General features: G+C 34.0%; 13 protein-coding genes and 2 pseudogenes. 10 read left to right on the top strand and 5 right to left on the bottom strand.

What is annotated here, in order from left to right; translation table 11 throughout:
- Window positions 1–10: 10 nt before the first annotated feature.
- The 3 genes from NSQ40_RS18855 to NSQ40_RS18845 form a co-directional block, all read right to left on the bottom strand.
- Window positions 11–163, bottom strand: coding sequence for a hypothetical protein (locus NSQ40_RS18855; RefSeq protein WP_003203102.1), 153 nt, complete (start codon window positions 161–163; stop codon window positions 11–13).
- A 47-nt stretch (window positions 164–210) separates the two neighbouring features.
- Window positions 211–312: a YjcZ family sporulation protein gene (locus tag NSQ40_RS18850; RefSeq protein ID WP_018764670.1), complete on the bottom strand. Its 102-nt coding sequence runs from the start codon at window positions 310–312 to the stop codon at window positions 211–213.
- Between the two features lie 284 nt (window positions 313–596).
- A complete protein-coding gene (locus tag NSQ40_RS18845; RefSeq protein ID WP_003209650.1) occupies window positions 597–1145 on the bottom strand; it encodes a DUF4352 domain-containing protein in 549 nt (182 codons plus the stop codon).
- A 391-nt stretch (window positions 1146–1536) separates the two neighbouring features.
- On the opposite strand from NSQ40_RS18845, the pseudogene NSQ40_RS18840 reads away from it, so the two are divergent.
- From NSQ40_RS18840 to NSQ40_RS18825, 4 genes and pseudogenes are all read left to right on the top strand, one after another.
- Window positions 1537–1902: pseudogene (locus tag NSQ40_RS18840) on the top strand (erythromycin esterase family protein); the annotation flags it as partial.
- A 265-nt stretch (window positions 1903–2167) separates the two neighbouring features.
- The gene (locus NSQ40_RS18835) at window positions 2168–2893 is read left to right on the top strand and encodes a metallophosphoesterase family protein (protein ID WP_033796694.1); all 726 of its coding nucleotides are present in this window, start codon (window positions 2168–2170) and stop codon (window positions 2891–2893) included.
- A gap of 1207 nt (window positions 2894–4100) precedes the next feature.
- Window positions 4101–4619: a GNAT family N-acetyltransferase gene (locus NSQ40_RS18830; protein WP_371388596.1), complete on the top strand. Its 519-nt coding sequence runs from the start codon at window positions 4101–4103 to the stop codon at window positions 4617–4619.
- The gene (locus tag NSQ40_RS18825) at window positions 4585–4788 is read left to right on the top strand and encodes an IS3 family transposase (protein WP_080548478.1); all 204 of its coding nucleotides are present in this window, start codon (window positions 4585–4587) and stop codon (window positions 4786–4788) included. The genes NSQ40_RS18830 and NSQ40_RS18825 overlap by 35 nt, the downstream gene beginning before the upstream one ends.
- 162 nt (window positions 4789–4950) lie before the next feature.
- On the opposite strand, the gene NSQ40_RS18820 is transcribed toward NSQ40_RS18825, so the two are convergent.
- Together NSQ40_RS18820 and NSQ40_RS18810 are read right to left on the bottom strand one after the other, a co-directional pair.
- Window positions 4951–5880, bottom strand: coding sequence for a GNAT family N-acetyltransferase (locus tag NSQ40_RS18820; RefSeq protein WP_003210013.1), 930 nt, complete (start codon window positions 5878–5880; stop codon window positions 4951–4953).
- A 447-nt stretch (window positions 5881–6327) separates the two neighbouring features.
- Window positions 6328–6747, bottom strand: a complete 420-nt coding sequence (locus NSQ40_RS18810; protein WP_003210015.1) for a GNAT family N-acetyltransferase — start codon at window positions 6745–6747, stop codon at window positions 6328–6330.
- A gap of 295 nt (window positions 6748–7042) precedes the next feature.
- Between NSQ40_RS18810 and NSQ40_RS18805 the strand changes: the two genes are divergently transcribed.
- The 6 genes and pseudogenes from NSQ40_RS18805 to NSQ40_RS18780 all read left to right on the top strand — a co-directional run.
- Window positions 7043–7345 (top strand): PadR family transcriptional regulator, encoded by a 303-nt coding sequence (locus tag NSQ40_RS18805; RefSeq protein WP_018782267.1) that lies wholly within the window; start codon window positions 7043–7045, stop codon window positions 7343–7345.
- A gap of 4 nt (window positions 7346–7349) precedes the next feature.
- Window positions 7350–7952, top strand: a complete 603-nt coding sequence (locus NSQ40_RS18800) for a DUF2812 domain-containing protein (RefSeq protein WP_003203117.1) — start codon at window positions 7350–7352, stop codon at window positions 7950–7952.
- A gap of 313 nt (window positions 7953–8265) precedes the next feature.
- Window positions 8266–9258: a glucan-binding protein gene (locus NSQ40_RS18795; protein WP_098101411.1), complete on the top strand. Its 993-nt coding sequence runs from the start codon at window positions 8266–8268 to the stop codon at window positions 9256–9258.
- 464 nt (window positions 9259–9722) lie between these two features.
- Window positions 9723–10403, top strand: a complete 681-nt coding sequence (locus NSQ40_RS18790) for a helix-turn-helix transcriptional regulator (protein WP_003202684.1) — start codon at window positions 9723–9725, stop codon at window positions 10401–10403.
- Between the two features lie 61 nt (window positions 10404–10464).
- Entirely contained in the window at window positions 10465–11745 is a 1281-nt protein-coding gene (locus NSQ40_RS18785) for an L-cysteine desulfidase family protein (protein ID WP_033797115.1), read from the top strand.
- Between the two features lie 496 nt (window positions 11746–12241).
- A pseudogene (locus NSQ40_RS18780) lies at window positions 12242–12775 on the top strand (sensor histidine kinase); the annotation flags it as partial.
- Window positions 12776–13498 lie beyond the last annotated feature (723 nt).

Raw genomic sequence — 13498 nt, 5'->3', positions numbered from 1 at the left:
AGATTTTGTGCTAATTCGTAATAAAAAAGCTCATTTTTTCGTTTTGGGGTGGATTTGTTTTCTTAAGTTGATGGGCATGGGGCGGTACGCCATTATGATGAAGATGTTCATCCAACTGAACAGTTTGCTCTTTCCCCTGCGCATTGTGTGGGGATTTTTTCATAAAGAAAAGACACTCCAATGAGTGCCTTTTCTTTACTAGTAAGTAAATCAGCAAAAGCAGCTAGCTCCAACTATGATTAATAATATAAAGAGCACAACGACTAAGGCGAATCCACCACCAAAACTACTGCAACTACCTCCAAAGCCCATAACAGTTCCTCCTTTTAGATAAGAGGGGAGAACATTGGGTCATTCTTGTGTTTTAACGGGTTTACATTACTTTATGTTTTATAATGATGAATGAGCAGGTCCTTTAAGAAATAAAGAAAAGACACCATAAGGTGCCTTTCTCCGACTTGAACCACTTTAATTTTAATAATATGTATTGGACTCCCATCCAATTACCATTTTACCATATTTATCTACATTTACTTTTGAGAAATATGATTTAAATCAGTATTTCATTCAAAAAACACTTTTTCGAGTTCTTTTGACTATTCAACTTTTAAATCAATCTCTTTATCCAACATATCACCATTAAATTGTAAAACTAATCCTTTAGCATATTTCGGTACATCGAATACAATTTTTCCTAACGAACTTGAATCTGGATTAAGAGTATCAAATTTAAATGTAGCATTATTCACAGCTTTAAGTGCTAATTGAGCTTCAGTAGAACTGTAATATTCTCTTCCTAGATCATCAATTAATTTAAAGTTTTTGCTATTTAGTGTAATAGGTTCCTCTTGACGATTCATAACGTAGACTTCTAAAGCTTTAAATATGCCCTGTGCTTTTACATCTTCATTACCTATAACATCTAGTGACTCGGCGTAGCTTACCATTATATATACATTAGCAGACTCTCCTTTGTTGGAAAGTTCTTTTTGAGGCTCCTTTTTTCTAGGTTCATCCTTCTTTATTTCTTTAGTATCTTCTTGTTGGGTTTTAGTATCACTGTTAGTTTTATCATGTGAACTACAAGCTGATAATCCAAACAATAATGTGCTGCATGATAATGATATTAATAACTTTCTGTTCATAGTTTTTTCCTCCAAAGTAAAAGCATTTTTGCGAGTGCCATAACTTCTTTATATTTATTAAACGTTACATCTTTTATATTATATTTTACTATATTTATCTATATTGATTATAAAGAACCAAAGAAAAAACACCCTAGGATGTCTTTCTTTGGTTCTTGAGTTGACTAATTGTTTTTCTGTAGGGTTCTAACATGAAAATAGATAGAGCAGATCTACACGATAATAACATAGTGTTAACCGGCGTTATCATTCTGGGCTTTACTACCATCATTATGAATAGGCGTTTATTTCTCTACATAAAAAACAACCTGTTATTACAGATGAAAGGATTATCAAAATTTTTGTGAACTGTAAAAAGTCTATGTCTATTCAACGGAATATCCCACTACTTTTAGCTGGGAAACATTTAGCAGAACATTATGGAAAACGGTATGTATCTATTGGAACATCTGTTTATGAAGGGCGATATAATGTTTATAATAGTAACCATGAATTCGGCCCATATGGAACATTAAAATCAGATGATCCAAACAGTTATAACTACACCTTGGGACAAGTCAAAAACGAACAATTTTTTATTGATTTACGTAAGGCAAACGGAGTGACAAAAATATGGTTAAACGAACAACATCCAATTTTTTCTGGAATAACTACCGAAGGCCCTGACATACCAAAAACTGTTGATATATCATTGGGTAAATCGTTTGACATACTTGTTCAAGTTCAAAAAGTGAGTCCATCTCAACTAAATCAATAAATCTGTAATAATGTGGCTCAACTAGGTATGGTATCGATGGTAGTATAAGTGACAATAAAGTTGCTTAAAAAATAATAAAGTCATTTAAAAACAAATAAAGATGTTTAATAGCAAGAGCCGATCCTAAAAATATTTAGTGTCGGCTTTTTTCAATTAATGTACAATAATAGTATGAATATTCATTCTATATAAGGTAAGGACAGAATTCTTTTCATATTTATGATGAAATAAAAGTGAAACTATAAATTCTGAAGGGGTGATTGGTATGGAAATTGCAATAATGGCTGATATTCATGGAAATAAAGATGCCTTACAAGCTGTACTAACAGATATTAATAACCGAGGGATTCAATCTATTTATAATTTGGGGGATAGCTTATATGGTCCTTTATTTCCACTGGAAACCTATGATCTTTTAATGAACCAAAATATTCAAAGTATTAAAGGGAATTGCGATCGAATTTTATTAGAGCCTAATACGTCTAATTTAACAGTTCAATATGTACAGAATTTATTAGAGGATGAGCATAAAACGTGGATTTCTAATTTGCCTAATTTCTTACAAACCGATGATTTCTATTTTTGTCATGGAACACCGACAAGTGATGAAATATATTTGTTAGAGGAAATGAACTCTAGCGGATCAGTACTTAAAAAGACAGAAGATATTATGAAATTAGTAAGTGGTATTCCACAAAGGCTTATTTTTTGTGCACATACACATATACCAAGAGTCATTTATCTTCCAAATGATAAAATAATTATTAATCCAGGAAGTGTTGGGCTACCCGCCTATGAAGATGAATTACCAATCTATCATAAAATGGAATCAGGTTCACCATTTGCTAATTATACAATTGTTACAAAACAAGAAAATGATTGGATGATAGAGCAATTACATATTCCTTATAATCAAGATGGAGCAATTAACAAAAGTGAAATAAACGGTCGCTTAGATTGGGCTAGAGCAGTGAAAACAGGAAGAATTTAAAAATAAGAGAACTTTAGCAGAAGATGTGACATGTCGACTTAAAACAAAGTTGTACTGTTTATAAAAAAGTCATGCCATTTTAAAGAAAGTTAAACCGTTTATAAAAAAGATGTACCAAAATTAACTACACTCTGTTATTTCACTAAAGGTGCAGGATAGTTGTGCGAAATGTTTCTAGCTTAAATGGAGAATGGTCACATTACTCTGGTAAAGGCTAGACCGTTTCATCTTGATGAAACGGAAGGATTATATCGAAGAGTCGAATGATAGGGTAACGCCTTGAAAGGCTCTCTCTGCGTCGAATAGCACGACATTGAGTAAGAAGTTTCGTGTTATAAGCTCGGCAAATAGGCGTGAGAATTTACCGTAACAGTATCGGCTGACGAAAACCTTACCCGAGGGGCGGTGTAAATTATGATGCTTGAGTTGAACAAATATAGTGAGAATGCAATGCACCTTACAATAAGAAATGGGGTTGCTGACGAACTTTCGAATGTACGGGTCTAGACCTGCAATACATAGAAATGTGTATCTCACCTTGTGTGAAGTTAGTAGTGGATGAGTAAAACTAGCTAATATGAAAATCCATGATACATTACAGGCGTATGAAGATTAACAGGCTCACAGGAAGCACCTACGTTTGTTCTATAATAGATATAATTCAACGTTGTAAGCTGATAACGTGGAGGGCTTACTCCCTTTGAAGCGTTGAGTTGGAAAGCATTTGTGAGATTAGCGAATGTATAACTTCTCTTTATATCAGTAAAAGTGGTGGCACAGTATCGATGAAATGTCCAATCCACATGGAGGGATAGCCACTAGACTAATGAAGGATTATTTGTTCATGCAAGGCAAATCTTTATCGATTAATAAGGTTTTTGTGAGACTAATAGAGGTTCACCTTTTATGAAAGGCACCGACTTATTAATACGGAAGAATTGAGGATCTGAAGATACACAGTATCAGAAGTGTCAATGAGCAAATAAATTTGGATTAGTTGGGGCGCCGTATGCGATGAAAGTTGCACGTACGGTGCTAACGAGGGGGAAAGGGAGCGATAACTTCAAACTCTTACCTATTCGTATGAATAAAAAAAATATTGAAAATTGGTTATAGGGAGGAGAAATATCCGAATGGTTATTTTATGAAATTAGATAGGCAACACAGATACACCTAATTTTTATTAAGCTGCTAATTTAAAATGGAGATGATTGTCTTGGATATTGATGTAAAAATTGAACAATTATTTTTAATTGAAGAACATCTTAATGAGCTTTCAGAACTTTTAATAAAGGTCGTAGAAGATGGGGCTTCGATTGGATTTTTACCACCAATGGGAAAAGTAGATGCAGAGAAGTACTGGGAAACCATTCTTAGCCCCGAAGTGATTTTATTTGTTGTTAAATCAAACAATCAAATTGTTGGAAGTGTACAGTTGCAATTATCGACGAAGCAGAATGGAAGCCATAGAGCTGAAATCGCAAAATTAATGACACACCCCAATTATCGACGTAATGGTATTGGTCGTTTACTTATGCAAAGGGTTGAAGAAATAGCAAAACAGAAGGATAGGTCATTATTAGTTCTTGATACAAGAGAAGGAGACCCTTCCAATAAACTATATACTTCATTAGGTTATATTCAAGCTGGGCGGATTCCTAACTATGCGAAATCTGAGAATGGTGAATTAGCTGCTACCATCTTCTACTATAAAAATAACAATTAATCTTCTTAAAACAGAGTTCGTTCGCGATCGTCATTTCGCAAGTTTAGAAGAATTGATTTTAGAATTGAACGACTACGTAAACTGGTTTAACAATGTTAGAATCCAGGGCACACTAGGCTATTTGAGCCCTGTTCAGTACAGGCAGGAACACCTTAAAAAAATTGTCTAGTTTCGTGTTGACATACCAACCTAAATTCTGAGAACCCTTGAAAAATAAAGGAGCTTACATATTAGACATATCTAATATGTAAGCTCCTTTGATTTAGAGGTCATCATTCAAAAATGAATCCATTATTTAAAAGAGCCAATTTTGAAGGGAATCACTGATTGTTTACTTTTTATTCACATGATAGTATAGTTCGAGAAGGTCTTCCACAGGAATGTTATTTATTTTCATACCCGTTATATCACTCTGCTGTATTTCCACGTTCCTAAGGTTACTATTATTTATTTTACTACCTTTAAGGTCACACCTTTCAAATGTGATTGGATTACCTTCATCTCCAAGACTTGTATCAACGAAACGAACCCCATCTAAAGTCACCAAAGCCATTTCACTATTAGAAAAATTTAGATCGGCAAACAATGTATTTCTAAAATTTATATTGTGGAACTTTGAATGACTAAGATTACAATTATTAATGTGGCTGCTCATCAAGTTACTATTGCTAAAAGAACTACCCTCTAAAGTTACTTGATAACACTCCGTTTTAGCCATATTACAGTTTTCATATTGAGTACCTGAAATGTCCTCATTTTCAACTGATTTTTCTATCCCTAATGGGGTTTCTATTCTCTTTATATAACAATATTCATCTTCGGTTTTAAAGGTTGCTTGATATCCCATTTTTTCATAAAAGTAGTGATTGTTTAGCTGTCTACTAGATGTTTCAAGATCCCAGGCCCGCACATTCGGAAACTCTTTTTCTATCAAATCTATGACCTTTGAGCCTATGCCTTTACCTTGAGAGTCAGGGTCTACAAAAATACGGTCTATTCTTCCGAAAGATTTACCGGAAATCGTGACAATAATTCCACCCACAATTGTTTTGTTGTATATAACCTTGAAGTAATTTAACTCCTTAATCATATACTTAGTCATTTCAATTGAAGAGTACCCTGGTGGCTGAATATTATAGTCAGTTATATTCTCTTGATTTGGAAGCCATTTTTTTGCTTCTTCATCAAAAGTTCTTTTCTTAATTTCTGTTAACTTTTCAGCATCCGTAATAGATGCTTTCTCGATCCTTATCGTTGACATTTAGACGTCCCCTTTAAACTTAGCGTTGGGTACCTTTAACCCTTATATTACCATATCTGAACTGGTTTAATTTTTCAACTGGGCTACTTCAATAGTTTAAGAAGCTATACTAAACTAGCCCCTAAGAGTGAGTTATATATGCTTATAAATATCTGCGTAAGCAGCCTTTAATTGCTTACGTAATTGCTTGTTCCCACCTTCCAACTTCTTGAGACGGCGTTGTAGCTACATAATAAACGAACTAGACTAAATATGTAAGCTACTGTTTATATTTCTAACATCTATAAAAAGAGAGGATATTCGTCTCTATATTGAACGAACAATCCTCTCTTTATAATACTCTAATTAACGTACAATTTTCCCGAAATGATATAGTGACCCCTACTAGAAGAATAATGGCTTTTATGTTGATTAATGTCTTCTTCTAAAATTTTAAATTTATTATGTCTATTTTTTTGAAATTACAGTAAACATCCCCGTCATGTTGGGTGAGTAATCTTTAAAATCATATTTTTCATAGAATGATTTTTTACCTTGTGATGCAAACAAACCAATAAACGCTTTATCTGGGGCATTCCGATTTAAGTATTCAACCAAAATATTCATTATTTCCTTTCCAATACCATTCTTTTGATAGTCTGGATGAACCACTATATCTTGAATATAGAAATAGATAGCCCCATCGCCAACAATTCTCCCCATACCCACAATTTGATCATTATCATTGACTGTGATGCAGTGAATAGAATTTTGAAGTGATGTTTCCACCACTTCAAAATTCATATAATTAGTCCATCCCACAGAGTCACACAAATATTTGTATTCTTCCAATGTTGGAATGTTATTTTTAATCTCATATTTCTTCAAAATGTATCCTCCAAGACTTCAATTTCACCAAATAAAGTATATTCGACACAGTTTTATCTAATCCTCTTACTAACTTAACCTGCCCCGTTAGGTTTTCCGCTTAACGTTGTAAATCCGCATAAACCTGACGCTACCCCATTCTGTAATTAAGAATTCTAGTTATAACATACACTTAGTAAAATCAGTGTATGTTTTTTGTGTAGTTCAACTATTCAGTTGAAATGTATAGTTGAACTGTATATAATGATTATTAAGTTAAACTGTATAGTTGGACTTAATACTAGGAGGTGAATGAATGAAGCATAGATTACTGCCGTTATCCGAAACGATGCATTATATCTTATTAGCGTTACGAGAGCCGTTACATGGCTATGCAATTATGCAAAAAATAGAACGAATGAGTCAAGGGAATGTAATTTTAGCAGCTGGCACTCTTTATGGTGCAATCGAAAATTTGAGTAAACAAGGTTGGATCGAACCGGTAACAGGTGAAACAGGAAGACGTAAAATATACCAGATTACACATACTGGAGAAGAAATTTTAGGAATCGAAAAAAGAAGGTTGCAACATGTATTATCACTCTATGAAATGAGGTAGTTCGATGAAGAAATTTAAGTTATTTACAAATGTTTTAAACGAACAATTTTGGTTAAACGATATGCTTGCTCAAGGCTATACATGTACCAGTGTCAATCCGTTTGGGGTATATACATTTAAAAAAACAAATATCAAAAAAGTAATGCGCCTTGACTATCAAGATTATATGAGCAAGGAAAAATACGATGAATACGTTGCAATACATGAAGACTTTGGCTGGGAGCATGTTTATGGTAGTCGCTTCGGTAGCATGCACTATTGGCAAAAGGAAGAGGATGGGCGTGATGAAATGTTCTCTGATCAAACGTCTCGAGTCGCTTTTTACAAGCGATTATCGAACTATTCGTTTACGTGTGCGATGATGTCTTTTATGTACACAATTGTGTTATTTAACGGTCCGTCATTTATTCGTTTATTCAATCCTAAAGTGAGCTATTTAACAGAGGGATTATGGGAAAAGGAAGGGACAGCGTTTTGGAGTACTTTTTTATTTGAAACTCCATTTGCTATGCTTCGCTTTTTATCACCTTGGATTTTTATCATTGCATTCCTTTTCTTCTTGTATTCCTATTCACAATATAATAAGAAAAAGAAAGAATTAACTTAAGTTGAAACATATGAATGTTACATAAGGAAGCGTTTATGCAATATCCGGTTTCTGAAATGTTTTTTAACCCAGGCATCACCAAAAGTGTATTGTCCACTTTTAGTGATGCTTTTTCATCTGTACATTTAGAATAAGTTTAAAAACAATGTAACAAAAAAATGAATAAAATTAATATCTAATATATTTTATTTCTATTAGATAAAAAATATTTCATTTTTGTTACAAAAAATATTGATTATATTTAAACATCATAATATAATTCTGTTTATGGAAATAAAGACTAAAATTATTCATTATTTGGGGGATATGGAAAATGAAGAAAGCTATTTTACCAGTTTTAATGTCTGCAATGCTTGTAGTTCCTGCGGTATCACATGCTGAAAAACAAGATAATGTGAAACAGACCACTGCAAAGGCAGAACAGACAATGCAAAAAAGTGGTTGGGTAAAAGAGGGAGATACATGGTATTTCTATGATCAAAAAGGTATGAAGAAAATAGGTTGGCTACAAGATGGAGGGAAATGGTATTATTTTGATGCAAGCGGAAAAATGCAAACGGGTCCTATTGAAGATGGAAATAATAGATTTTACTTATTAGGAGCAGACGGTGCACTGCATACTAATGAAGGATGGGTTCAATATGAAGGAGGTTGGTATTACGTTCTCCAAGGCGGAAATCTACACACAGGTCATCTTAAATATAATGGTAAGACATATTTTTTAAGTGGATATAGTAATGGGAGAATGCAAACAGGTTGGATAGGAGAATACCGCACTGCTAGCTATTATTTTGAAGATGGATCCATGGCAACTGGGTGGAATTTAATTAAGAATGAGTGGTACTACTTTAATAACGAGGGTATTAGCTATAATGGCTGGTTAAGCTATAACGGAAGCTGGTATTACTTTGTTGCTGGAAAGATGCAAACAGGCTGGGTACAAGATGAAGATAATTGGTACTATCTAAATGAAGATGGCACGATGAAAACTGGCTGGATACAAGATAAAGGGAAATGGTATTACTTAGATGAAGATGGACGTATGTCTTTAAAGCTAAAAACTATTAATGAAAAGACATATTACTTTGGTTATGAAGGGGTTATGTCTACAGGATGGATAAGTTTTGGTAAATCCGATGCTGATGCAGTATGGCGTTATTTCATAGAAGATGGTTCTATGGCTACGGATTGGAGAAAAATTGAAGGTAACTGGTATTACTTTGATAACTCCGGATATATGGCTACTGGATGGAAGAATATCAATGGAAAATGGTATCAATTTGCCGATAATGGCGTTATGATATAACAAAAGGCCTTTTAAATTGAATATATGACACCAGATATCTATTTTAAGATATTTCTATAATGAGAAAAGACACCTGAGAGGGTGTCTTTTTGGGTGTTATCCCTTCTTATTAATCTAGAAGGAATAATGTTTTTAACAATAATGGGTAGTAAATCTTCTTAAGTTGATGGATGTGGCGAGACTCCTTTATAAATAAAATTTGGATATAAACGTTGAATTTTAAAATTAGCCCCTTTGTTTTATATTTATTTTCCAGAATGCCCCTCATTCCTTGAATCGTTTCAGTACCCCTTAAAGGCTTGCTTGCAATGCGAATATCTAGGGATAGAAAAAAATATTAAAAGGGTTCGTTTTTTTTTTTTTTGTGAGCGCTTACATATTGTGATACTATTAAATTGCAATAATAAATTATAATGATAGTTTATTATTACAATTTAATACAGGAAGTATAGGAGTAATGAAGGATGAAGAACGAAACATCATTACAGCAATACTATCCGTTCGTTACATTTCTATCGAAGGTAATGGGAAGAAATTGTGAAGTCGTATTGCACGATTTATCAAGGCCGGAAAGCTCTGTCATTGCTATTGAGAACGGGCATATAACTGGTCGTAAGATCGGGGACGCACCTACAAACTTAGTGTTAAAGGTACTTCAAGAAAAAACATATTTAACGCGTGATTTTATCGCTAATTACAAAGCAGTAAATAAGGATGGAAAGTTCTTTCGCTCCTCTAGCTTTTTCATTAAGAATGATAAGAAAGAGTTAGTGGGGATTCTATGTGTAAATGCTGATGTGGCACATTATGCAAAGGTAAAAGAGATGATGGATCAGTTTTTATCATTTTCTGATGAGATGGTTAATCTTGAAGCTAAACAAGCGGAAGAAGAGACACTTGCATTTGAGCAATTGCATGGAAAAGTGGAAGATGCTCTATCTACAATTATTATTCAAACGATGGAAACATTTGACGTGCCTCCGGAGAGGCTGTCAGCGAAAGAAAAGATGAATGTTGTACGTGATTTACATGACCAAGGAACATTTCTATTAAAAGGTGGAGTATGTGAGGTGGCGAAAATGTTAAAAACATCTGAGCCAACTATATACCGTTATTTACAGAAGATTAAAGATGAAAACAATTAATTTTTGCGAAAACTTATTCATCATTTCACATGATGGGTGGTTGAAAGATAGGGGGCAATTTGTGAACAAGAATAGTATATTACGTGTGTTAGAGAAAGAATTAGTCGTTGCTTTAGGGTGTACAGAGCCAGTGTCGATTGCGTTAGCCGCAGCTACTGCAAGAGATTATATGAAGGGCGACATACAGTCAATTGAAGTACTTGCAAGTACAAATGTCATTAAAAATGCAATGGCGGTTGGTATACCAGGAATGAAGGCTACTGGAATTGACTTTGTTGCTGCTTTAGGGGTGTTAGCAGGAGATAGCAAAAAAGATTTAGAAGTGTTAGCCGGAATCTCAGAAGAAGATGAAGAACAAGCAATCTCTTTAGTAGAAGCGGGGAAAGTGTCTGTAGAATTAGCAGATACGTCTAAAAAGCTATACATTGAAGTGAAGTTCACGACAGACGAGGGATATGCAAGGGCTATTATTCAGGATAATCACACATTTATCGCATTAGTAGAAGCGAATGGGGAGCTTGTTTATAAGAATGGATGTGGAAATACACACTTTGCCACTTCTGAAGAAGAACGTGATGAACTAACGATTCCAGAAATATATGAATTTGTTACGACTGTAGATGTAAAGGAATTGGTACTTGTAAAAAAGAGTATTGAACTGAATCGTAATGTGGCATTAGATGGTTTGTTGAATGAATATGGCTTACAAGTTGGAAAAACATTAAAGGCAAATGTATTGAAAGGAATTTTATCAGATGATTTAACAACTCATGCGATGGCATTAGCAGCTGCTGGTTCAGATGCACGCATGGCCGGTTCGACAATGCCAGTAATGGCTAACTCAGGAAGTGGTAATCAAGGGATTGCCGTAACGATGCCTGTAGTAGCCGCAGGTGAGAAATTAAATGCTTCGGAAGAAGAGCTAATTCGTGCTGTTACGTTAAGTCATTTATTAGCGATTTACATTAAAAATCAGTTTGGACGTTTGTCTGCACTTTGTGGTGTAACAGTTGCTGGTGCAAGTGCATCGGCTGCTATTACGTATTTATTAGGTGGAGATATTGAAAAGATAAAGTATGCAATCCAAAATACACTTGGAAATGTGACAGGGATGATTTGTGACGGAGCAAAAGCAGGATGTGCGATGAAGGTAGCAACTTGTTCAAGTGCAGCTGTACAATCTGCACTGTTAGCCTCACAAGGAATGTGTATCTCTGCTACAGATGGATTTATCGAAGCAGATGTTGATAAAACAATTGAGAACTTTTGCCGATTAGGAAATGAAGGTTCATCGAATATGGATAAGATCATGCTAGAGATGATGATTAATAAAAGAAAATAGTAGTGATGTATCACTGTGGATGTTATTAATAATCAGTAGAGTCCATGTACATCCTACTGAATAAACCATAATCATACAGCAAATATTTCATTTGAAATTGTATTATCCGACCAATCCATCGGTGGAGTAGCAGCTGGTATGAGCGCATCTGCGAAAGCGAAAGGGGTACGGAAACGATTTGAGGTATGAGGGGGCCACTACGAAAGAATTTTAAATTAATGCAATAAAAACCGTAGAAATTAATCATTTCTACGGTTTTATGTTTATCTAAATGTAGCTTTGACATAAAGTTTGAGCAAACAGGATTCCTCTTTAGGGGTCACAATACCATGCCCATCAACTTAAGAATATTCACGATCCTAAAAAGTAAAAACGTTATTCTTTCTAAGCAAGCTAGATTATTAGACAGGATACCGTTTTTTGTACTTATAGTTATTAAAATCTCTTAAGTTGATAGTGATATGATGACCCCTATTATATCTCACGTATCAAATCGAATACACGTATTGATCTTTCTAAGTTAGAACTGGGACAAGAAGATTTTTATCCAAGTTTCACACATATGGATCGTATTCTATTAGAAGTACTAGATTCACAGTCTATTTTATTAGAAGAAAAACAGATCCATTTGCAATTACAAGTTTCTGATACATTGCCTAAGCTCTGGATTATGTCTTGTAAGATAGCACGGGTTATCAGTAATTTGTTACATAATGCAATTCGATATTCTCCAATGGCTGGAACGATTGAGTTAATTGTAGAGGGAAATAAGCAGAAGCATCACGTTCAATTCATTGTACGTGATGAAGGAGAAGGCATTGCTTATAGTGATCAACTGCGCATATTTGAACGCTTTTTTAGAACAGATTCATCAAGAAGCTCACAATCTGGGGGATCTGGACTTGGATTAGCCATTGCACAATCATTAATTGAAATGCACAAAGGCGAAATTGGTGTACGAGATCGTTCAGACGCTAAACAGGGGAGTGAATTTTGGTTTACTCTTCCCGTTACATCAGCAAAGAAATAAGATGATTGCAAGACTTTTGTAACATTTATGAAAGCAAATTGAAAGGGATATATAATAAGATGAATAAAGCAAAGTTGATTTTATTTTAACTCAGAAGTAAAAAGTATAAGCAATGTACAGTATAATCTTATGTTTTATAGTTTCATTTACCTCAACAAGTGCAATTAAAACATATGATTTAAAATTAATTTGCTCAGATGTGCTAGAAAAATAAGTTTGAGCAACCCCTTTCCCCCTTATTTTCAAAATCACTTTGAAAAATGACATGGAATTCATATTCTATGTCATTTTTAGTGTAATGAATAAAATTTTTGTTTTGTATATTATTATATTGTTATGTTATTTTGTTACCTCTTACCTATATAAATCCATTTTCATTTTTTTACATATAAGTTTTTGATATGCAGAAGAAGAGATGACTTGAACTCAAGTTCTTTCTTTGTTTTAACCCTCGCATGTGGCAGAAAAAGCTCTCAAACGCGCTCAGATGTCCTGATCCTCTTAAAAAAAGCGGGGTATTTATGTTGTTCTTCTCCATAAATACTTCTAATTTATTATATTTTCTCCCACTTATTAATGTTTAATATTTCTATTTATTACAGTTTACGTAATGTAACACAACCGTTGAAAGACTTTTGTAACCTTTATGAAAGGGAGATGAAAGATATTTAAAATAAAATGAATTTCCCGGCACCTATTTTAGATAAGTCGGTAATAAAAGGT

Source organism: Bacillus sp. FSL K6-6038, from assembly GCF_038050455.1.
Classification (GTDB): domain Bacteria; phylum Bacillota; class Bacilli; order Bacillales; family Bacillaceae_G; genus Bacillus_A; species Bacillus_A pseudomycoides.
The sequence above is the reverse complement of the archived record's forward strand: the minus strand, read 5'-3'. Positions and strand labels throughout refer to the sequence as shown.

Excerpts from the sequence above, each read along its gene's own strand:
- NSQ40_RS18855 (WP_003203102.1), bottom strand. The coding sequence starts at position 163 with ATGAAAAAATCCCCACACAATGCGCAGGGGAAAGAGCAAACTGTTCAG.
- NSQ40_RS18850 (WP_018764670.1), bottom strand. The coding sequence starts at position 312 with ATGGGCTTTGGAGGTAGTTGCAGTAGTTTTGGTGGTGGATTCGCCTTA.
- NSQ40_RS18845 (WP_003209650.1), bottom strand. The coding sequence starts at position 1,145 with ATGAACAGAAAGTTATTAATATCATTATCATGCAGCACATTATTGTTT.
- NSQ40_RS18835 (WP_033796694.1), top strand. The coding sequence starts at position 2,168 with ATGGAAATTGCAATAATGGCTGATATTCATGGAAATAAAGATGCCTTA.
- NSQ40_RS18830 (WP_371388596.1), top strand. The coding sequence starts at position 4,101 with ATGATTGTCTTGGATATTGATGTAAAAATTGAACAATTATTTTTAATT.
- NSQ40_RS18820 (WP_003210013.1), bottom strand. The coding sequence starts at position 5,880 with ATGTCAACGATAAGGATCGAGAAAGCATCTATTACGGATGCTGAAAAG.
- NSQ40_RS18805 (WP_018782267.1), top strand. The coding sequence starts at position 7,043 with ATGAAGCATAGATTACTGCCGTTATCCGAAACGATGCATTATATCTTA.
- NSQ40_RS18800 (WP_003203117.1), top strand. The coding sequence starts at position 7,350 with ATGAAGAAATTTAAGTTATTTACAAATGTTTTAAACGAACAATTTTGG.
- NSQ40_RS18795 (WP_098101411.1), top strand. The coding sequence starts at position 8,266 with ATGAAGAAAGCTATTTTACCAGTTTTAATGTCTGCAATGCTTGTAGTT.
- NSQ40_RS18790 (WP_003202684.1), top strand. The coding sequence starts at position 9,723 with ATGAAGAACGAAACATCATTACAGCAATACTATCCGTTCGTTACATTT.